The following is a 22,767-nucleotide window of genomic DNA, read 5'->3' as shown; positions in this document are numbered from 1 at the left end:
TGACCGCCATTTTTAAGCTATTTTCTAGAAAACAGCCTAAAAACGCCACGCAGCATCATTTAATTAGGATTAAACCAGTAGAACTGGTCTTACTTTTTCTGGCATGTGCCTCTATAAAGGCAAGCGCCTTACGTCCGTTTGGCAATTAAGTTGCCCAATTCACCGTGTAAGTTGCTCTATTTAGCTTATTTATGTTTTGAGAAACGCAATTTTCTTGTATCTTGGATTTCCAATTCAAACAAACATGCGTTTTTTAGCTTTCCTCTTTCTTTTACTCTTCTCTCTTTCTGCGTCTGCGCAGGAGGTTAGATTCTATTCCAAGAACTTTCAAGCCAACGTTCCTTCTAAGACTGGCCAAGAGCGCCGCTATGTGGTAGAAGGGGAGAAACTGCGCGCCGAAGACTACCAGGCCGGCACCCTCATCCAGAAAAGCACCGTCTCTGGCACTATCAATTTCACAGAGGCAGACGCCTATCTTTTGTACCTTAAAAACGAAACGCCCAACCTGATTAAGCCTTATTTCTCAAAGTTAAAAGGAACGGTACAGACGTATTCAGAGGCTGGCGCTCCTTCTTCTGAGATTTACGCCCGGGCAGAAAAGATAAAATACGGCCAGGTTTGGGGCAGTGAAAACCAACCTTTCCTGGTAAAAGGCGCCGGCCGTGACACCTACTGGAACGCTGACAAGAGTGAGCAGAACATCACCGTGTACAAAGACTCTATGCTGGTGGCCTCTTATATCTACAGACTTGGCCAGAAAGACACGCTGTACACCAAACTAGACAAAGCGGCCACGCCTAAGAACGGTCTTGAGATGTTCAGGTTCCAGTTGTCTTCGGCCTGCCCCTACCCTAGCAAAGAGGTGATGGTAGGCAGCCAGACCACTATCTACATCCAGTTCACCATCAATGAAAAAGGCGAGTTGAAGGACTTTACCCCCTTAGACAAACCGGGCTACACCTTTGACGAAGCCACCAAAGCCAAGCTAGAGGCCTCTCCTGCCTGGACTCCGGCCACGTTCAGAGGCCGCGCCGTTAAATCACGGCAGTCGGTGCCCATCACGTTCAAGCAAGCCAAGTAACCAAGAATATAAGTCCTATAGAAAAGCCTCGCAGATGAATCTGCGAGGCTTTTCCTATTTAGGCTCATTCTGTGGTTGGCTCAAAAAAAGTCCTGGCTAGAAGCATTATAACCATGAGTTTGCCATACCAAAACTTTATACCTTAGCATTACAATGGCTTTCTTAATGCGACTTCTCTACTGCCTTTTCTTACTTCTCAGCTCTTCCTTAGCGCACGCTCAGCAGACCAGATTCTTTTCCAAGAGCTTTCAAACAATGCAACGGGATAGCACGGCCCAAAAAAGACGCTATTTCTTAGAAGACGCCCATCTACGGGTAGAGGATTATAAGAACAGTCAGTTGGCACAAAAAAGCCTCCTTACTGGAACTACCTCTTTAGACGAGGCTGACGCATATCTCTGGTATCTTGAAAACCAAGTTGCTTACTTGATAAAGCCTTATTTCAACAGATTGAAGGCCAAGGTACATAAGTTTGATAAAGATGGGCTCTCCTCTTCAGACCTTATAGCCAATGGCACACAAGTCCGCTATGCACAGATATGGAACGACGCCCATGCTCCAATTCTAACCAAAGGCACAGGCGCTAGCAGTACCTGGAACAAAGACAAAACAGAAAACATGCAGTCCTCTTATAAAGACTCACTGCTGGTTTCTGCCTTCATTTACCGGCCGGCGCAGAAAGACTCTCTTTTCATCAAGGTGGACCGCATGGCTGAACCCAAAATGGGGTTTTCTGCATTCACGCAAAAACTTGCCAGCACAATTCCCTACCCCGAAAATGAATTGTCATATGGTAGACAAGCCACCATTTACATACAGTTTACCGTAAATGAAGCAGGGCAGCTAATGGACTTTGTAACCTTAAATGACTCATATAAGGATTTTAACAAAGCAGTAATCCGGAAGCTAGAGGCACTAGCCGCGTGGAATCCAGCATTAATCAACGGTAGACAGGTAAAAACGAGATACATACTACCTATAGTCTTTCAAATAGAGGAGTAGTTAGTAAAGAAAAAGCCCCGCAGGTAGTTTCCAGACGGGGCTTTTTTGGTTGTTTTTGTTTTTGGCCTACTTTTCAGAAAACAGCCTAAAACGATACTTGGTATTAGTTAACTGACGCCACCACCGTTTACTACAGGTTTAGACGGTTGCATAAAGGCCAGGGAGCCATCAGCATTCTCGGCCATTAGGAGCATGCCCTGGCTTACAATGCCTTTGATTTCACGCGGGGCCAGGTTCACCAGTACACTTACTTGCTGCCCGATGATGTCTTCTGGGTTGAAGTGCTCAGCGATGCCGCTCACAATGGTGCGTTGGTCCAGGCCGGTGTCTACCTTCAACTTCAGGAGCTTCTTGGTCTTGGCTACTTTTTCGGCTTCCAGAATGGTGCCAATGCGGATGTCAATCTTGGAGAAATCCTCAAAGTTGATGTCCTCTTTGGCGGGCGCGGCCACGGCGTTGGCTATCTCATTGGCTTTCTTGGTGTCCAACAGCTTCTGCACCTGCGCTTCCATCACGGCGTCTTCTATCTTCTCAAACAACAAAGCGGCTTCGCCGATGGTATGACCGGCTGGTAACAAGTCAGGAGAACCTGCTTGGTCCCATTTACCTGGCGTGTACTGCAGCATGTTGGCCAGTTTGGCAGCGGTCTCTGGCAAGAACGGCTCAGACAATATGGTCAGGCTAGCCGAAATCTGCAGCGCGATGTTCATGATGGTCTCCACGCGCGCCGGGTCGGTTTTGAACAGTTTCCAAGGCTCCGTGTCGGCCAGATATTTATTACCTAAGCGAGCCAAATTCATCAACTCACCCAAAGCTTCTTTGAAACGATACTGCTCTAGAGAGGCAGCAATCTTCTCTGGGAACGCAGCCAAGCTAGCCAGTACTTCTTGGTCAAAGGCAGTCAGTTCACCACGCGTTGGAACAGCTCCGTTGTAATACTTGTGCGTAAGCACCACCGCGCGGTTGATGAAGTTCCCGAAGATGGCCAACAGCTCATTGTTGTTTCTGGCTTGAAAGTCTTTCCACGTGAAATCATTGTCCTTGGTCTCTGGCGCGTTGGCGCACAGCACGTAGCGTAGCACATCTGCTTTACCCGGCAGGTCCTCCAGATACTCATGCAGCCACACCGCCCAGTTGCGCGAGGTCGAAATCTTGTCGCCTTCCAGGTTCAGGAACTCGTTGGCGGGCACGTTGTCTGGCAGCACGTAGTCGCCGTGCGCTTTAAGCATGGCCGGGAAGATGATGCAATGGAACACGATGTTGTCCTTGCCTATAAAGTGCACCAGTTTGGTCTCTTGGTCCTTCCAGTACAGTTCCCAGTCGGGCGTCAGGTCTTTGGTAGCCGAGATATAGCCGATGGGCGCATCAAACCAGACGTACAAGACTTTGCCTTCGGCACCCTCTACCGGTACGGGCACGCCCCAGTCCAGGTCACGGGTCACGGCGCGCGGTTGCAGGCCCTGGTCAATCCAGCTTTTGCACTGGCCGTACACGTTGGTCTTCCAGTCGTTCTTGTGGCCTTCCACAATCCACTCACGTAGCCAAGGCTCATATTGGTCCAGTGGCAAATACCAGTGTTTGGTTTCGCGCATCACGGGTTGCTCGCCGCTGAGGGTACTTTTTGGATTAATCAGGTCAGTGGCGCTTAGAGAAGTTCCGCAGCTTTCGCACTGGTCCCCGTAGGCGCCGTCGTTGCCGCACTTGGGGCAGGTGCCCACAATGTAACGGTCCGCCAGAAACTGCTGGGCTTTCTCGTCAAAATACTGCTGGGTGGTCTGCTCAATGAACTTGCCCTCCTCGTAGAGTTTCTTAAAGAAATTAGAAGCGGTCTCTGCGTGTGTCTTAGACGAAGTTCGGGAATAGATGTCAAAGGAGATGTTAAAGTCAGCAAAGGACTTCTTGATCAGCTCATGGTATTTGTCTACGGCCTGCTGCGGCGTAATGCCTTCTTTCTTGGCGCGTATGGTAATAGGAACGCCGTGCTCATCTGACCCGCAGACAAACTTGACGTCGCGCCCGCGCGAACGCAGGTACCGTGAATAAACGTCTGCGGGAATATATACGCCAGCCAAATGTCCAATATGCACGGGTCCGTTGGCATAAGGCAAGGCGGCGGTAATGGTATATCTTTTAGGATTGGTAATAGCCATGTTCTCTTCTTTCAAAAAACAAATATAGTGAAAATGCAGGGACCTTTTTGGGATGGCCGCACCTGTCGTTTTTAGGCTATTTTCCAGGAAACAGGCCAAAAACGGAAGTACGTCATCATCTTAGTAAACGATTGTTACCAGATTGAGTGCGGAAGGAAAATCGATCTCTTTTTTCAAACACTCCATGGCGCACGGGTCCGCTTGAGTCCGCACGCGTGGGTGATCTGGTAGGCACGGGAGACAAGGCAGTGCCGGTGTCTCTACAGAAGCGCTTTTCATTTTTGGATTTGGAGTTTCTCTAACAGGGAATAGTAAGTTCTATAATGCGTGGGACACAAGCGGACGCTTGCGCCATGGAGTCTTCTTTTTAAATCTAGTTAAAGAGGTAAGCATGTGCGTTGGCAACTTCTATTCCACTAAGCATGAAGAGAATCCTTATTAGAATGAATCTGGCTTTACTACACAAAAACGCCGAACCAGCTCCTTAGGGTAAGAGAGACAGGTTCGGCGTTTTTGGCCTGTTTTCTGAAAAATAGCCTGAAAACGACTACGCTTATCTGATGGTGTCCCGGCGCACGGTGTCTGGCCGCACGATGATGGGCGCTGGCGGCGCAGGCTGCGGACGCGAGCGCAACAGACGACGACTGCGCACCTCGGGTGGTTGGGTGGCCGGTGCATTGGGACTGGCCTCTTCAATGTTCTTCTTGCGGTTGACGTCGCTGGACTGCTGGTTCATGTCGCGCACGGTGGGCGTGGGCTTGTACACACGCGCCGGGTCAGAGGTCTGCACGGGGTTGTCCTTACCCGAGGTGCAGCCGGCCAAGGCTAAGCTGAAAGCCCAAAAGATGAAGGCCGTTTTTCGGCTGATTTCTCTAAAACTCCTCAAAAACGTCTTCATGCTAGTAAGGGTATTAGCGTGCGTTGCTTTGACTAAGGTCTTGGCCGTCCATCTCTTGAAGGGCTTTGTACCCTACATCGGTCAGGCGCAGACCTTCTGGGTCTGGGATGGCGTAGGCCTGGTTGCGCAGGTGTTCTTCGGCTTGTTTCTGCACATCCCTGAAGTGCTCGTGGTCATCCTGCTTGTTCAGGAAGGGATAAATCTCGGCCCAGGGCAAGACTTCGTCTGCCTTGGTGCCAGCGGTCTTAAAGGCCTTTAAAATGAGCAGGGCGGTGTTCTCAATATTGGCGGTGTTGGAGCTTAGGTGCTCCATATCCATGTTTTGCATATCCATAGTTTGGTAGTATAAGGTCTGAGAGTAGAGTACGCAGACCCAACACCAAAAGATATAGCGCTATGCTTTCTGGATGGCCGCCAAAATACCGTCCCAGAGGTGCAGGCGCATGCGGTAACAGGCTATGGCTTCTTCATGGCACTGCCTCCACTTATCCTCGTCCTGACCGCACAATATGGACACCATCTGCATGGCCAACGGCGAATGCATCTCCTCGTCTAGCTGAATGTGGCGGTCCATGTAGTATTGAAACGTGTCAACAGTGCCGGGGTAACGACGGCTCATGTCACCCACCATGCACCTGAACATGTCTGGAATCACATCTTCGCGCCCGAAGGTGAAGGCAGCCGCAATGCGGTGGGGCTGTCCGCTCTGGATGATCTGGAAGGTGTGTTTGACAAAATCTTGCGTGTTGCCGGGCACGGGCAGGTTCTCTAGTTGGGTGTACACAGATTTGCCATGTTGCAGGCCGTACAGAAACTCTAGCATGAGACTGGTGTCTGCTCCGCACTCTTCCATGGCGCGGGTGTACAACTCAAAGTGGCTGATGGGTTGTCCGTCCTGGTCAACGTCTGTTTCTTCTTCCAGCACGATGGCATTGATGAGCCGCCTATTGGCCGGATTCCCAAACGGTACCCACGGCACTTCTACGCACGTGAGGTGCCGCTGCAAGCTTTTAAGAAGACTCATAAAGTCCCATACCGCAAATACGTGATGCTCCATGAAGACCCGCAGGTTGTTCAAGTCCTGTATATTCTCATAGAGGGCGTGCTGCATGAGCGCCTCGCGGTGAGGTTTCAGCTCTTCTTGCAGCCACTGTATTTTTTCATGGTTAATGGGCATAGCGGTATTGGTTAAGCAGGCTTGGTCCTTGCAGCAGGGTCTAACCAAGCGCCCGCAAATGGCAAATACTAGGTAAGTGAAGGCGCAAAAAGTGGTCAGGAACTTTGCCCCTGTACGTGAAAGCCTTCAATAAGATACAGCGTCTACACCCCGTTCAGCTATCAAAACCAAGATACTTCTTAAAGTGATAAAACCAGCCTTTAAGGTTCCTCTTCCAACACAAGAACTCTTACGCTGGCAGCAGGTTTACAGGCTTGATTATTAAGCCAAACTGCCTCAAAATCTACCTTAAGATTTGCAGACTACTCCCTCAGTTTTACGGTGACAACAACCTAGAAAATTATAATTATCAAAAAACATCGTTCTTGGAACTTAACTATTCTAAATATGATTATTCAACCTAAATTAAGATTATCAACAAAATTTTCATTCCAAGTTGATTATAAAACTATTATCATCTCTAGCTTAGCATAAGCAATATTTACTATGGTTTAAATATAACTTTTACAATTTTAATTTTAAATAAAACACATCTATTTATCAAACAATTAATATAATATTTTTAATAAAATCCTATGATTTATCCAACAAAGTCTTTAGGTTAAAATTTAACTAACACCAGCCTAACTCCTTAGAAAACCCAAGACCGTGAAGCAGCTAATTCCTCTAGAAATCAAGCCATTATTTAGTTGAATTCAACTGCATCCCAGACAAAATAAGACTCCCCTAACAGTACTATATGAATACAACCTCTACTCCTAGACTAAGCCCTTACTTTTTTCTCTTCTTTTTCTGGTTACTTCAACTGACCAGTGCCCAGGCAGCGTTTGCTCAGACGGCTACCGTTTATCCGGTAAACCTATCAGGACAACCAAACGGAATCTACACGTCTCCTGAAATTGATCGAAGCGGAAAGGCGTGCGGGGCCACCGGCAATGATAATTGCGTTCAGTTCTCTATCACACTAGACAAGAATGCAGCTGGCTTAGAGTTTAACATTGTGGGCGGACCAGTTCCTTCTGGGTCCATGACCTATCAGATCAACTGCGGAACTCCGGTTCCGGTGGGCCAGCCTATCTGCGTTTCTGGCGTGGGGCCGCACGTGCTTACCATTTGTATGCCCGGCGGTGCTAAAAACGTCTTCCAGGTCAAGTCCATTGCTGCGTTTACACCAGTGCCTGACATGCCGGTGTCTGGCGGCTGTTCTGCCAAGCTGCAAGCACCCATTGCCTTCAATGAGTCTTCCATCACGTGGAGAGACATTACCGGAGGGGGTGCCTATAACAAATACCTTAGTTGCCTATCTGGATGCGCCACGCCTACCGTCACGCCAGATGCCAGCGCCCCTGCCTTTGTAGATTATGTGGTATGCGGGTCTTCTGTGCAGTCTCCTTGCTCTACGCTTCCTTTCTGTGATACGGTTAGGGTGTATTTTTACAAAGCACCTGTGGTTGCCATCTCCCCTAGCCCGGCCATTATCTGCCCGGGCTCTTCGGGGGTTGAGCTGACGGGTATAGTCACGGGCGGCTCTGGCAAGTTCACCTACCTATGGACCGACAGCAATGGCAACCTGGTAGGTACAAACCAAAAGTTTACCGCCCCAAAGACAGGCCAATACTCTCTAGAGGTACGCACCGAGAATTATCCCGCCTGTCAGAAGTTCTCAGCGAGTATCAATGTAGTCACAGACTTAACCGTCAATGCCGGACCAGACCAGTTGGTCTGCTCTCTCAACCCTGTGCAGTTGACAGGAATTGTCACAGCCGCCACGGGCGGCCAGTGGAGTGGCGGGGCAGGCACCTTCTCGCCTAACAATACCACGCTCAACGCCGTCTATACGCCTACCGCCAATGAGCTGCAGGCTGGCTTTGTGAAACTCACATTAACCTCAACAGGCAACGGTTCTTGTACTGCCGCGAGTGACGAGGTGCTTGTTTCCTTCTACAATATGCAGGTGAGCGTGGCGGGCCCTGCCGTTATTTGCACCGGCACTACCGCCTCGCTTACTGCTTCAGTGACTGGAGCGGAAGGACCCGTCACCTACAAATGGAACACCGGTGAAACCACGGCAACCATCGTCAACAAGCCGGCCGGCACCTATACCGTCACTGTGACAGACGGCAAGAACTGCGCCGTACAGAAGTCTTTTACGGTTACACAGGCGGTGAGCCCCACTGACCTAGCCTTTACCTTGACCTCTACTACCTGCGGCGCCAGCAACGGCACCATTCAGGCAAGCACCGTCACCAATGGAACGGCTCCATTTAGTTATAGCTTGAATGGCGGCGCTTTTCAGGCTTCTAATACGTTTGGTGCGCTGGCCAAAGGCACGTATACGGTACAGGTGAAAGACGCCAACGGTTGCGTGTATTCTGAATCTGTAACGCTGTTAGACATACCAGGCCCTACGGGTGCGACTTTCAACACCCAAGCGTCTACCTGCGGGAATCCTAACGGGGTCATTTCTGTGGCCGGAGTGACCGGAGGAACGGCCCCCTACACGTATAGCCTCAACAATGGTGCTTATCAAGCCTCGGGTAGCTTTATAGGAGTAGCCGCCGGCACGCACACCGTGTCTGTGAAAGATGCAAACGGCTGTCTTTTCAGCCAGACGGTGACGGTGACCAACGTGGCGGGACCTACAGGATTCTCTTCTGGAGTTGTTGCCAGCACTTGCGGCGCCAGCAACGGCAGTATTTCTGTGACAGGTGTTACCGGAGGCGCCGCTCCCTACACGTATAGCAAGGACGGCTCTACGTTCCAGAGCGCTTCTAGCTTTGCAGGCCTTATGGCCGGTATCCATTCCATTACCGTGAAAGACGCCAATGGGTGTATATTTTTACGCTCAGTGGAGGTAACTAACATGGCGGGGCCTACCAACATCTCGGGCTCTACTACCTCCAGCACCTGCGGCGGCAACAACGGCTCCCTGATTCTAACGGGAATAACAGGGGGCACCGCCCCTTTTAGTTACAGCCTCAATGGCGGTGCCTTCCAAACCTCTGCAAACTTTGGTTCATTATCTGCGGCTACCCATACCGTGGTGGTGAAGGATGCCAATGGTTGTACCTTCACTAAGACCTTCACGGTTACTGACATTGCCGGTCCTGCTGCCTTCACGGCCAGCGTCACGTCCTCTACCTGCGGTGGGGCTAATGGCGCGCTAACGGTTACTGGCATCACTGGAGGCACTGCGCCCTATAGCTACAGCCTGGACGGAACTACCTTCCAGGCCGGCACCACTTTCACGGCCTTAACGGCGGGAACGCATACCATTACCGTTAAGGACGCCAACGGATGCGTTTTCAGCAAAGCCGTCACTTTGCAAGACATAGCAGGCCCAACTGCATTTACGCTAAGCCCAACCGCTTCTACCTGTAGTAATGCCAACGGAAGCATTTTGGTAAGCGGCATTATCGGTGGCACGGCTCCGTTCACCTATAGCATTAACGGTACCAGCTATCAGGCATCTGCCACCTTCTCTGGACTAATGCCCGGCTCTTATTCTGTTACCGTGAAGGATGCCAACGGTTGCACGTTCAACAAAAATGTAACGGTGACTAACGTGGCAGGTCCTTCCGCCATGGCTGCCACCACTACCTCCACCACCTGCGGTGCTCCTAATGGCGAGTTGACCATTACGGGTGTGACTGGCGGGACGGCTCCTTACACCTATAGCGGAAACGGTTCCACGTTCCAGGCTTCGGATGTGTTCTCTGCGTTGGCTTCTGGCACTTACACCATCACCGTGAAAGACGCCAATGGCTGTACCTTCGCAAAGGCATTCACCATTACCAATATTGCAGGCCCTACTGCAGTTACGGCCTCTGCCACCCCAGCCAGTTGTTTGAACAATGATGGAAGTCTCCTTATCTCTGGGGTAACGGGTGGCACTGCGCCTTACACGTATTCTATCAATGGTACTACCTTCCAATCAGCTACCACGTTCAATGGCTTGGCTATGGGCACGTACACCATCACGGCGAAGGATGCGAACGGCTGTCTGTTGACCACTTCTGTAAGTGTAGGCAAAAACATCCCGACGGCTTTTGCGGCTACCATCTCCTCTTCTACCTGCGGCAACAGTAACGGTAGCATTGCCATTGGCACCATCACTGGCGGAACGGCTCCCTATACCTACAGCAAAGACGGAAATACCTTCCAGGCTTCGTCTAGCTTTACGGGATTAGCGGCCGGCACCCACAGCATCACCGTGAAAGATAGCAAGGGCTGTACGTTTACACGCTCCCTCACCATCACCAACATTGCAGGTCCTTCAGATGTCGCAGTTTCCAGCAAAGCCTCTACCTGCGGCAACGCGAATGGCGAACTAACCCTTGGGTCTGTTACCGGCGGCACTGCTCCTTACACTTACTCCCTGGACGGAACCACCTTCCAGAACAGCACTGCTTTCACGGCGCTGGCTGCTGGCACCCACACCATTACCGTAAAAGACGCCAATGGCTGCACGTACACTGAACAAGCCACTATCACCAACATTGCAGGGCCCTCTTCTTTTACTGTCAGCACACAAGCCACCACTTGCGGACGTAACAACGGAAGCCTTACCATTACCGCGGTCACTGGTGGCACCGCGCCTTTCACCTACAGCAAAGACGGCACCACGTTCCAAGCCAGTACTACGTTTACTTTATTAGTAGCCGGCCCTCATACTCTGGTAGTGAAAGACGCCAATGGTTGTATAACCAGCCAGACAGTCACTCTCCAGGACATGGCAGGTCCTGCTGCCTTGACATTGGCGAGTGTTTCCTCTACCTGTGGTAGCGCCAATGGATCTGTACAGATTAAAGGAGTTACGGGCGGCGCTGCTCCTTATTCTTACTCCTTAAATGGAGGTACTTTCCAAACGGCAGATACCTTTACTGGTATTCTTGCGGCAGAGCACACCATCACGGTGAAAGACGCCAATGGTTGTACTTTCACGCAGACCGTTACTGTTACAGACAAGCTGGGTCCTACCAATCTCCTGGCTAATATCCAGCCATCTACCTGTGGCGCCAGTAACGGAAAAGTAACCTTTACCGGGGTTACCGGCGGAGCCGCACCTTTCACGTACAGCAAAGACGGGACAACCTTCCAAACGGAGACCATCTTCACAGGCCTGGCGGCTGACACTTACACTTTTACAGTAAAAGACGCTAACGGCTGTACCTTCCAGAAGTCATTTACGCTCACCAACGTTGCCGGCCCAACGGCCATTGCCACCACAACGGTGGCTGCCAGTTGCCAAAACAATGACGGTAGCCTCAATGTGACCGGCGTGACCGGCGGAACGGCCCCTTATACTTTTGCCCTCAACAATGGAAGCTATCAGGCAAATCTGGACTTTACAGGATTAGCCTCCGGCACCTATACACTTGCCGCCAAGGATGCAAATGGCTGCGTGGTCACAAAAGCAGTAACTATTACTAAAAACGTTCCTACTGCCTTTACCAGAACAACAACCGCTTCTACCTGCGGAAACAGCAATGGAACCATTACCATTACTGGCGTGACGGGCGGAACGGCTCCTTACACCTACAGTACAGACGGCACTACGTTTCAAGTTTCCAATGTATTGACTGGGCTTGCGGCTGACTCCTATGCTGTGACTGTGAAGGATGCCAAAGGGTGTACCTTCGCCAGCTCAGTGGCTGTTAGTAACGTGGCTGGGCCAACCAATGCAGCGGCTACCCTAACTGCTACTACTTGCGGTGCAAGCAACGGTGCCGTAACCATCACGGGTGTAAGTGGCGGAACGGCCCCTTACACATACAGCATTACTGACGGAGTTTTCCAGACATCTGCTTCTTTCTCTGGATTAACTGCCGGCACTTATACGCTGGTAGTGAAGGACGCTAACGGTTGTACCATTACCAAATCACTTAACCTAACCAACATTGCAGGTCCTACGGCGGTAGCAGCCACTACCCAGCCAGCCTCTTGCCAAAACAATGACGGCAGCGTGTTGGTAGGCTTAGTTTCTGGTGGCACGGCTCCTTACAGCTATTCCATCAACGGCACTGCTTTCCAGACAGGCACCTCTTTCACAGGCTTGGCTGCAGGTACGTATACCATCACAGCTAAAGACGCCAACGGTTGTTTAACCACCACGTCCATCATCGTGGGCACGGACAAACCGGTGGCATTTGCAAGTACAGCCAGCGCGTCTACCTGTGGTAACAGCAATGCAAGCCTTACCATCACAAAAGTAACAGGGGGCTTTGCCCCTTTCACCTACAGCAAGAACGGCACTAACTTCCAGGCCTCTAACACCTTCACGGGCTTGACAGCTGGCACATTCACTATTACTGTGAAAGATGCCAAAGGCTGTACCTATTCTGAGCAGGTAATTATCACCAACGTGGCAGGCCCAACAGAATTTAGCTCTTTTGCCAAAGCTTCTACCTGCGGCAATGCCAACGGAGAATTGACCCTAGGTACCGTCACTGGTGGAACGGCCCCTTACACCTACTCTCTTAACAATGGTGCCTATCAGGCTTCCGCTACTTTTGGCGCCTTGATGGCGGGTGAGTACGTGTTGACTGTCAAAGACGCCAATGGATGCGTGCTTTCTAAAACAGTACAGCTAACTAATATTGCTGGCCCTCAGGCTACCGCTACGGCAACAGCATCAACTTGCGGTAACAGCAACGGCCAAATCTCAGTACTGGCCACAGAAGGGACAGCCCCTTACACCTATAGCATAAATAGCGGCGCCTTCCAGACGGAAAATATTTTCCAGAATCTGGCAGCAGCTACTTACAGCATTTCAGTGAAAGATGCCAACGGCTGTATAAAGACCCTTTCTGTAGCTGTAACGAATATCAATGGACCTACTCAAGTAAGCCTTGCCACCGTTTCCAGCACCTGCGGTGCGGCCAATGGTAGCCTGACCGTTGCTGGTGTGGCGGGCGGAACCAGTCCTTTCCAATATTCATTGGACGGCACCTCCTTCCAAAACGGCACCAGCTTTGGACAGCTATTGGCGGGTGAGTACACCCTTACGGTAAAAGACGCGAATGGCTGTACTTACGCCCAGAAAGTGAGAGTAGAAAACGTAGCTGGCCCAATTGACTTAGTGACCGCCAGCAAATCTTCTATCTGCGGTAACTCCAACGGCGGACTGACTGTCACTGCGGTGACCGGCGGAACGGCACCCTTCACATACAGTCTGGAGGGAGCACCATTCCAGACATCTGGCTCTTTCTTAAACCTGGCTTCTGGCACGTACATCCTCACCGTAAAAGACGCTAACGGCTGTACGTTCACTAAGCAAGCCACCATCACCAACATCACGGGCCCAACCGCCTTGGTGACAACCGTCAACTCTTCTACCTGCGGGAACAACAATGGCAGTCTTACTGTCACCGGGATAACCGGCGGCACCGCTCCTTATACCTATAGCAAAGATGGCAGCACCTTCCAGACCAGCGCCACTTTTGCTTCTCTGACAGCCAACACTTACACCATCTTGGTAAAAGATGCCAATGGGTGCTCAGTTTCTCAAACAGTGACAGTAGGAGATGTGGCAGGCCCTACCAACCTTACCTTAAGCAACGTTTCATCCACCTGCGGCAACAGCAATGGTTCTGTTCTGGTCAATGGCGTAACCGGCGGCACGGCTCCTTACCAGTACTCCTTGAACGGAGGCACTTTCCAGAGCAATACTACTTTCCAGCAGTTGGCGGCGGGCACGCATTCCATCACGGTGAAAGACGCCAACGGCTGTGTCTTCAGCAAGTCCATTACGCTAGAGAACATTGCCGGTCCTTCCAACTTCACAGCTTCCATCGTTTCTTCTACCTGCGGTTCTAGCAACGGTAGCCTGACGGTGACTGCCACCACGGGCGGGACGGCTCCTTACACCTACAGTGTGAACGGCATCAACTACCAGGCCTCTTCTACCTTCTCAGCACTGCTAGCCGGTACATATACCATTCTTGTGAAAGATGCCAACGGCTGTACATTCCAGAAGGCGGTCACCATTTCAAACATTGCGGGTCCAACGGCTATTTCGGCCAGTTCTCTGCCGGCCAGCTGTTTGAACAATGACGGAAGTATCTCGGTAGGCAACGTCTTCGGTGGAACGGCTCCATTCATCTACTCCATCAACGGTACCACCTTCCAGACAGGCACTACATTCCCAGGACTGGCGGCCGGCACGTACACGGTATATGCAAAAGATGCGAATGGCTGTGTAACCTCTTCGTCCGTAACTATTCAGGAAAATGTGCCTACGCGTTTTGTTAGCACCACCACAGCCTCTACTTGTGGCCGCAGTGACGGTCAGTTAACCATTGGTCAAGTAACCGGTGGCACGGCTCCCTATCAGTATAGCCAAGGCGGCGTAACCTACCAAACCTCTACCACCTTTAACAACCTGGCGGCGGGTACCTATACCATTTTTGTGAAAGACAGCAAAGGCTGTATCTACAGCCAGGCAGTTTCTATCAGCAACATCTCAGGTCCTACCTTCACTACTTTTAGCAACGCCAGCACTTGCGGCGCGGCAAATGGACGCATTGTAGTATCTGGTGTTTCTGGGGGAGTTGCTCCTTACACGTATAGCAAAGACGGAAGCACCTTCCAGACGGGCACTACCTTTAGCAACTTGCTGGCTGGCACGTATGCCATCACCACCAAAGACGCCAATGGGTGTGTGTCAACAGAGACCGTAGTAGTGACAGATATTGCCGGACCTAGCGAGGCTGTACTTACCGCTACTTCTTCTACCTGCGGTAATAACAACGGACGGTTGGTGGTAGGCGCAATCACTGGCGGAACCGCTCCGTTTACCTACAGCGTAAACGGTACCACGTTCCAGGCCTCGGCCACTTTCTCCGGCTTAACTGCGGGCGTGCACACCATCACGGTGAAAGACGCCAACGGCTGTATCTATGCTAAGACCATTGAGTTAGAAAACATAGCTGGACCAGCTCAACTGCAATTGTCCGCTACTTCTTCTACCTGTGGCGCCAGCAATGGAGTAATTGCCATTAACGGCATACTAGGCGGAACAGCTCCGTATGTCTTCTCCCTGAACGGCTCTGCTTACCAAAGCTCACCAAGTTTCACAGCAGTATTAGCAGGTGAGCATACGGTAACAGTGAGAGATGCCAATGGTTGTACCTACAGCCAGAAAGTAACCCTCACCAACATTGCCGGTCCAACCACTTTCATGGCTAGTACCAAAGCTTCTACCTGCGGTGCCAGCAACGGGGCCTTGACCATCACAGAGGTAACTGGCGGAATGGCTCCTTATACCTATAGCAAGGACGGGGTAAACTTCCAGGCTTCGGCTACTTTCTCAGAGGTGTTGGCGGGCACGCATTCCATCACGGTAAAAGATGCCAATGGCTGTTTTATCACCAAGTCAGTTTCTGTTGCAGATGTAAAAGGTCCAAGCGCCCTGGTGGCCACCTTCTCTCCAGCCAGTTGCGCAGACAATGACGGCACCATTACCATTTCTGGCGTAACCGGGGGCACGGCGCCTTTCAGCTATTCCTTCAATGGCAGTGCCTTCACTGCTACCACCTCTTATGCTGGTTTGAAGTCAGGCGATTATGTAATTAGGGCAAAAGATGCAAATGGTTGCGAAGTGAGCACTACGCTCCAAATCAACCAGAACGTTCCTACCGCCTTTGCCTTCAGCACTACCTCCTCAACGTGTGGCAACAGCAACGGTAGCATTTCCCTGGGAGGAATCACGGGTGGCACGGCTCCTTACACCTATAGCAAAGACGGCAACACGTTCCAAGCGAGCGCTACTTTCACGGCGCTGGCGTCAGGCACTTACAGCATCACCGTGAAAGACGCAAAGGGCTGTACCTTTACTCAAGCGGTGACGCTCAGCAACACCAACGGTCCTTCTGATGCTATCACCACAACCAAAGCCTCTACCTGCGGAAGCAATAACGGTGAGTTCACTGTTAGCGGTGTAGTGGGGGGAACGGCTCCGTTTACCTATAGATTGGAGGACGGTAGTTTCCAGACCTCGGCCACATTCACAGGGTTGACCGCTGGCGCCTATACCCTTCACATAAAAGACGCGAACGGCTGTATTTACACAGAGGAGATTACTTTACAAGATATCGCAGGCCCGTCCTTTACGGCCACTGCCCAAGCCTCTACCTGTAGCGCCAGCAATGGAGCCATTACGGTACAAAATGTGGCAGGCGGCACCGCACCGTATACCTACAGCAAGAATGGTATATTGTTCCAAACCAGCGCATCCTTTACAGGCTTGCTGGCCGGCACGCATACCATTACCGTGAAAGACGCCAATGGATGTCGCTTCAGCCGGTCTGTGGTAGTGGAAAACATAGCAGGTCCAGCAGACCTGTTATTAGTCTCTACTGCTTCTACCTGTGGTAACAGCAACGCTTCTATCTCAGTCACTAACGTTACCGCTGGAACCGCTCCGTATACTTATGCCCTAAACGGCGGATCCTTCCAAAGCGCGAGTCTGTTTGCTTTCATTAAAGCAGGTGAGCACACGGTAACCGTAAAAGATGCCAATGGCTGTGTATTCTCTAAGAAGGTAGTCATCACAAACGTGGCAGGCCCTTCTGCCTTCACGGCCTCTACCACAGCCTCTACCTGCGGCAACAACAATGGCGAGCTAACCCTCACAGGCGTGACAGGCGGAACGGCTCCATATACTTATAGCAAGGACGGAGTCACTTACCAGACGTTAGAAACCTTCACTGCCCTGTCTGCCGGCTCTTATACCATCACCGTGAAGGATGCCAACGGCTGTATTCTTACTAAGGCTGTAACTGTCACCAACGTGGCCGGCCCAACCGCCGTAGCTGCCACCACTGGTTCTGCTTCTTGCGTAAATCAAGATGGCAGTGTGACTGTTTCTGGAGTGACGGGTGGCACTGCGCCTTACCAATTCTCTATCAATGGCACTACCTTCCAGCCGGGATTAACCTTTGAGAACCTGGCGGCTGGCACGTACACGCTTACAGCCAGAGACGCCAATGGATGCACGGTTACCGCATCTGTGCAAGTAAAACAGAACGTGCCTACTGCTCTTACCGCTACAACCACGGGTGCTACCTGCGGTCAAAGCAATGGTAGCATTCAGGCAACAGCGGTCACAGGGGGCACGGCTCCTTACACGTATAGTTTAGACGGTTTTGTATTCCAGGCTTCGGCCACGTTTACAGGAGTAGGCGCCGGCACCCACACGCTTCTGGTAAAAGATGCGAAGGGCTGTACATTCAGCACCTCTGTGCAGGTGGGCAACATTGCCGGACCTACCGGCTTTGCCATCGCTACCAAAGCAACTACCTGCGGCGCTGCCAATGGCGAGTTGACGATGGGACCGGTCACGGGCGGAACAGCTCCTTACACGTACTCGTTAGAGGGGTCTCCTTTCCAGGCTAATGCCAAGTTCACTGGCTTACTGGCCGGCGACTATGTCCTCACCGTGAAAGACGCCAACGGTTGTACCTTCATAAAAACAGTCACGCTTACAGATGTACCGGGGCCAACAGATTTCACGGCGGCACCAGTGGCCTCTACCTGCGGAGACAACAACGGAAAAATTACGGTCTCTGGAGTTTTAGGCGGCACGGCACCTTATAGCTATTCCTTGAATGGAGGCACCTTCCAACCTGCTGCCAGCTTTACAGGACTGCTGAGCGGCAACTACACCATCACGGTAAAAGACACCAATGGCTGCGTAACCAGCAAAACGGTAGACGTTACCAACATTGCCGGACCAAGCGCTCTGACGGCTACCGATGTATCTACTACCTGCGGTGCTTCTAACGGTTCTATCACCATTACGGGCACTACCGGCGGAACCGCTCCTTATACTTATGCACTGGACAACGGCAACTTCCAAACTGCTGCCACCTTTGCCGCCGTGTTGGCGGGCGAGCATACAGTAACCGTAAGAGACGCGAACGGCTGTACTTACAGTCAAAAGGTACAAGTAGAAAACATTGCCGGTCCGTCTGGCTTAGTGGTCACTACCCAGTCCAGTACCTGCGGCAATAAGAACGGCGGCCTAACCATTGCCTCTGTTAAGGGTGGCACCGCGCCTTATACCTATAGCGTAGACGGCAGTACTTTCCAAGGGTCAAGCGATTTCAATAACTTGATGGCTGGGCCATACACTGTGACTGTCAAAGATGCCAACGGGTGCACTTCGCAACAGACCGTGACTATCTCTAACATCACCGGCCCTACGGCGGTCGCGGCCTTTGCGGAACCTGCTAGTTGCCAGAACAACGACGGTCGCTTGCTCATCTCTGGCGTAACAGGCGGCACCGCACCTTACTACTACTCTATCAATGGACAGGACTTTGCAACGGATGGAACATTCACCAGCTTAGCATCGGGCCAGTACACCATTACAGTGCGGGATGCCAATGGTTGCGAGGTGACTGCTACAGTAGAAGTAAAGACCAATAAGCTCACCAGCTTCTCAGCCGCTACTAACGCTTCTACTTGTGAGCAACAGAACGGCAGTGTAACGGTAAGTGCCGTAACCGGAGGTTTTGCCCCTTACACCTACAGCTTGGATGGAGGTGTCTATCAAAGCAATGCCACGTTTGCGGGTATGTCCATGGGCACTCACACGGTCATGGTGAAAGATGCCAGAGGCTGCACCATAAGCCAAGAGGTGACCATCCAGAACATTACCGGCCCAACCTTCACCTTAATGCCTACTGCCAGCACCTGCGGAAACAGCAATGGAAAAATTACTGTGACAGGTTTAACCGGCGGCACCGCATCGTTCCTCTACAGCAAAAACGGCGTAGACTTCCAGACGGCTTCTACCTTTGAGAACCTGACGGCAGGCACCTATACCATCACTGTCAAAGATGCCAACGGGTGCCTGGCTGTTGAAACCGTAACCTTAGAAGACAAAGCTGGACCTAACGCTTTCACAGCAACCGCTACTTCTTCAACTTGTGGGTACAGCAACGGCCAAGTGACCATAGGTGAAGTAACAGGAGGAACGGCACCTTATATGTTTAGCATAGATGGCAGCACGTTCCAGACAGGTTCTACTTTCGGGAACGTGAAGGCTGGCACTTACCAGATGACTGTGAAAGACGCCAACGGCTGTCTGTTCACCACGGCGGTAACGGTGGGCAATGTAGATGGCCCAAGCAATGTAAGAATAGCGGCTAAGGCTAGCACTTGCGGCACCAGCAACGGCGAACTGACCGTGACAGAGGTTACAGGTGGAACAGCTCCGTATGTATACTCACTCAATGGCTCCAACTTCCAGACGGAGGCAACCTTTATGGCCATGGCCGCTGGTGAGCATACTGTGACCGTGAAAGACGTCAATGGATGTGTGATTATCCAAAAGGTGACCATAGAGAACGTAGCGGGTCCAGCCAATCTATTGGCTACTACAAGCGCTTCTACCTGCGGAAAATCTGACGGCGAAGTCACCATCACCACGATAACCGGTGGCACGGCTCCTTACACCTACAGCCTTGATGGTACTAGTTTCCAAGCATCGGCTAACTTTACGGCACTGCCTGCCGGAAACTATATGTTCACGGTGAAGGATGCCAACGGCTGTACTTTCCAGAAAGAGGTAACCATCAGCAACATATCCGGGCCAACCGAAGTAGCAGCCAGCACCATTGCCGCTAGCTGCTCTGACCAGGACGGAAGCTTGACGGTGACGGGCGTAACCGGCGGAACTGCTCCATACACCTACGCTCTGAATGGTGGTACCTTCCAAACCAACGCTACGTTTACAGCCTTGGCCTCTGGCACTTACACCTTGGTGGCAAAAGACGCCAACGGTTGTGACGTGAGCAAGACGGTACAAGTGGGCAAGGAAGCACCTGTCAGCTTCACAGCCTCAGCCACAGCTTCTACCTGCGGCTCCCCTAACGGCATCGTCACTATTGACAACGCAACGGGTGGCTCAGCACCGTATACTTTTGCGTTAGAGAATGGCAACTTCCAGACGTCTAACCGCTTCACAGGCTTAGCCGCTGGCACGTACACCATCACCGTGAAAGACGCCAAAGGCTGTACCTCTTTAGAGCAAGTACAGGTGACAGATGTAGCCGGCTTTGCAGGATTCTCTGTCCTTGCGCAAGCAACCTCTTGCAACAACAGCAATGGTAGGATCACCGTCTCTACGGTAGCAGGTGGTACAGCGCCATTCAGCTACAGCCTGGACGGCATCAACTTCCAGGGCAATGCCACCTTCACGGCCTTGACCGCTGGTAAGTACACCGTCCTGGTAAAAGACGCAAATGGCTGTACGTTTACCCAAGAAGCCGAAGTAACGTCAACCTCTGGCCCTGCTGACTTTAAGATTGGATTGCAGGCTACTACCTGTGACAAAGCCAACGGAGTGATTACCGTGGCAGACATCACAGACGGCGTAGCACCATTCACTTATAGCAAAAACGGCACAACGTTCCAGACGTCTCCTACATTTGATGGCTTACCAGCCGGCAAGTACACCATTCTGGTAAAAGACGCCAACGGCTGCACGCACAGCAGAGAAGTAGAGGTAGAAAACGTGGCAGGACCTAAGGACTTTGTCTTAGCCACCATACCTCCGGCCTGCGGTAACGCCAATGGCAGCATCACCATCCAAAGCGCTACAGGTGGCACTGGCCCGTATGCGGTAACCTTGAAAGGTGGGGCAATAGAGAAAACCACCAATCTGGAGAGCACTGCTTACACCTTTGAGAAAGTACCGGCTGGCACCTACACCGTCACCTTGACAGACGCCAACGGTTGCCAATTGGTGAGGCAGGTAACACTACAGGACAAGACGGGCCTCACGGCATTTGCCACGGCCACCACTCCTGTAACCTGTACCTCAGCTGGCTCCATCACCATCACGGGCACTACCGGCGGAACCGCTCCATTCCTATACTCCTTGGATGGCAGTACGTTCCAGGCTTCTAACACCTTCACCCAACTAGTCGCCAAGGCCTACCAAGTGTATGTGAAAGACGCCAACGGGTGCGGCGCATCTTCAACGGTAACGGTCAAAGAGAGCAAATTGCAAGACGCCACGCTGGCTTTCACGGCTTCTGCCTGCGGCTTGGCCAACGGCTCTATCACTATCTCTAATGTGAGCGGGGGCACCGAGCCATACAGCTACAGCCTGAACGGAGCGGCGTTCCAATCGTCTGCGCAGTTCCAGAACCTGGCCGTGGGCACTTACACCATCACCATTAAAGACGCGACGGGTTGTGTACTTACCAAGAACCAGAGCATTACCTCTACGGGTGGCGTTCAGTCCTTTGCGGTAAGCACCACCAACGCCACCTGCGGCAGCACCAATGGCAAGCTTACCATCGGGCAAGTGACCGGCGGACAAAGCCCGTACAGCTACAGCATCAACGGTGCCACGTTCCAGACCAGCGCAGAGTTTGCGGGTCTCCCTGATGCAACCTACCAGGTGACCGTGAAAGATGCCAAAGGGTGTCTGCTGGTACAATCGGCGGTCATAGTTAGCACCACGTCCATCACCAAGGCAAGTGTGACTACTGAGCCTGCGGGTTGCGGTCAGGCCACGGGCAAGGTGACGGTTACGGATGTAGAGGGAGGCACCGCGCCATACACCTACTCACTCAACGGCACTACCTTCACGGCCAATGCCACCTTGACGGGTGTGGCCCCGGGCAACTACCAGCTCATGGTAAAAGATGCCAAAGGTTGTACGTTCTCAACTCCGGTGACGGTAATCCAAGTGGGCGCGCAACTAGCTTCTGTGAAGAACGTGCTTTGCCTGGGAGACGCTAACGGTTCTATTACCTTCTCTACGCAGGGCGCAAAAGGCCAGGCCGAATTCAGCATCAACAACGGGCAGTCGTTCCAGAAGGATTCTGTATTCAACAACCTGGCGGTAGGCACCTACCAATTGGTGGCCCGCTTTGGTGGCGCCTGTACCATGAGCGTGGGCAAGGCAGACGTGAAAGCCCCTACGGCTATCAAGGCTACCGTCAAAGCCATCACGGCCAACAGCGCCGCGGTAACGGCCATCAGCGGTGGTACGGCTCCTTACACCTACAAAGTGAACAACGGACCATTTGCCAAGGACTCTGTCTTTACCAACCTACAAGCAGGCAACTATACCCTGACGGTGAAAGACAAGAAAGGCTGTACGGTAGAAGTGGCTTTTACCATGCAAGCCATCGCTGACGGCCAGGGCATTGAGATCCCAACCGGGTTCACGCCTAACGGTGACGGTATCAATGATGTATGGGTCTTGAAAAACCTAAGCACCATGTTCCCAGCCTGTAGAGTGACCGTGTACAACCGCTGGGGCAGCCCGGTGTTTGAGTCCAGAGGCTATCAGAAACCATGGGACGGTAACGTCATGGGCAAACCAGTACCAGCCGGCACCTACTACACCGTGGTAGAGCTGGGCAACGGACAACCGGCCATCAGAAAATCTCTTACCATCATACGCTAAGCTGTCAAAGCCCCTAATTAGTCT

The 22,767-nt window shown here is 51.8% G+C and carries 7 protein-coding genes; 3 read left to right on the top strand and 4 right to left on the bottom strand.

Going from position 1 to position 22,767, the window contains the following annotated elements:
- Positions 1-244: 244 nt before the first annotated feature.
- Positions 245-1,081 (top strand): energy transducer TonB, encoded by an 837-nt coding sequence (locus tag ABD880_RS16870; protein WP_345168720.1) that lies wholly within the window; start codon positions 245-247, stop codon positions 1,079-1,081.
- 339 nt (positions 1,082-1,420) lie between these two features.
- The gene (locus ABD880_RS16865; RefSeq protein WP_345168717.1) at positions 1,421-2,083 is read left to right on the top strand and encodes an energy transducer TonB; all 663 of its coding nucleotides are present in this window, start codon (positions 1,421-1,423) and stop codon (positions 2,081-2,083) included.
- Between the two features lie 107 nt (positions 2,084-2,190).
- Here the strand turns inward: ABD880_RS16865 and metG are convergent, their stop codons facing one another.
- From metG to ABD880_RS16845, 4 genes are all read right to left on the bottom strand, one after another.
- Positions 2,191-4,233, bottom strand: coding sequence for a methionine--tRNA ligase (gene metG / locus ABD880_RS16860; RefSeq protein ID WP_345168715.1), 2,043 nt, complete (start codon positions 4,231-4,233; stop codon positions 2,191-2,193).
- 553 nt (positions 4,234-4,786) lie between these two features.
- Positions 4,787-5,131 (bottom strand): hypothetical protein, encoded by a 345-nt coding sequence (locus ABD880_RS16855; RefSeq protein ID WP_345168713.1) that lies wholly within the window; start codon positions 5,129-5,131, stop codon positions 4,787-4,789.
- 13 nt (positions 5,132-5,144) lie between these two features.
- Positions 5,145-5,459, bottom strand: a complete 315-nt coding sequence (locus ABD880_RS16850) for a hypothetical protein (RefSeq protein WP_345168710.1) — start codon at positions 5,457-5,459, stop codon at positions 5,145-5,147.
- Positions 5,460-5,525: 66 nt separating this feature from the next.
- Positions 5,526-6,308, bottom strand: coding sequence for a DUF3050 domain-containing protein (locus ABD880_RS16845; protein WP_345168708.1), 783 nt, complete (start codon positions 6,306-6,308; stop codon positions 5,526-5,528).
- Positions 6,309-7,047: 739 nt separating this feature from the next.
- Between ABD880_RS16845 and ABD880_RS16840 the strand changes: the two genes are divergently transcribed.
- Positions 7,048-22,743, top strand: a complete 15,696-nt coding sequence (locus tag ABD880_RS16840) for a T9SS type B sorting domain-containing protein (RefSeq protein ID WP_345168705.1) — start codon at positions 7,048-7,050, stop codon at positions 22,741-22,743.
- Positions 22,744-22,767 lie beyond the last annotated feature (24 nt).

The organism is Nibribacter koreensis, from assembly GCF_039541795.1.
GTDB lineage: Bacteria > Bacteroidota > Bacteroidia > Cytophagales > Hymenobacteraceae > Nibribacter > Nibribacter koreensis.
Note: the sequence above shows the minus strand (reverse complement) of the source record. Positions and strands in the feature narration are given on the sequence as shown.

Coding starts and splice junctions, on each gene's coding strand:
- ABD880_RS16870 (WP_345168720.1), top strand. CDS start 245: ATGCGTTTTTTAGCTTTCCTCTTTCTTTTACTCTTCTCTCTTTCTGCG.
- metG (WP_345168715.1), bottom strand. CDS start 4,233: ATGGCTATTACCAATCCTAAAAGATATACCATTACCGCCGCCTTGCCT.
- ABD880_RS16855 (WP_345168713.1), bottom strand. CDS start 5,131: ATGAAGACGTTTTTGAGGAGTTTTAGAGAAATCAGCCGAAAAACGGCC.
- ABD880_RS16850 (WP_345168710.1), bottom strand. CDS start 5,459: ATGCAAAACATGGATATGGAGCACCTAAGCTCCAACACCGCCAATATT.
- ABD880_RS16845 (WP_345168708.1), bottom strand. CDS start 6,308: ATGCCCATTAACCATGAAAAAATACAGTGGCTGCAAGAAGAGCTGAAA.
- ABD880_RS16840 (WP_345168705.1), top strand. CDS start 7,048: ATGAATACAACCTCTACTCCTAGACTAAGCCCTTACTTTTTTCTCTTC.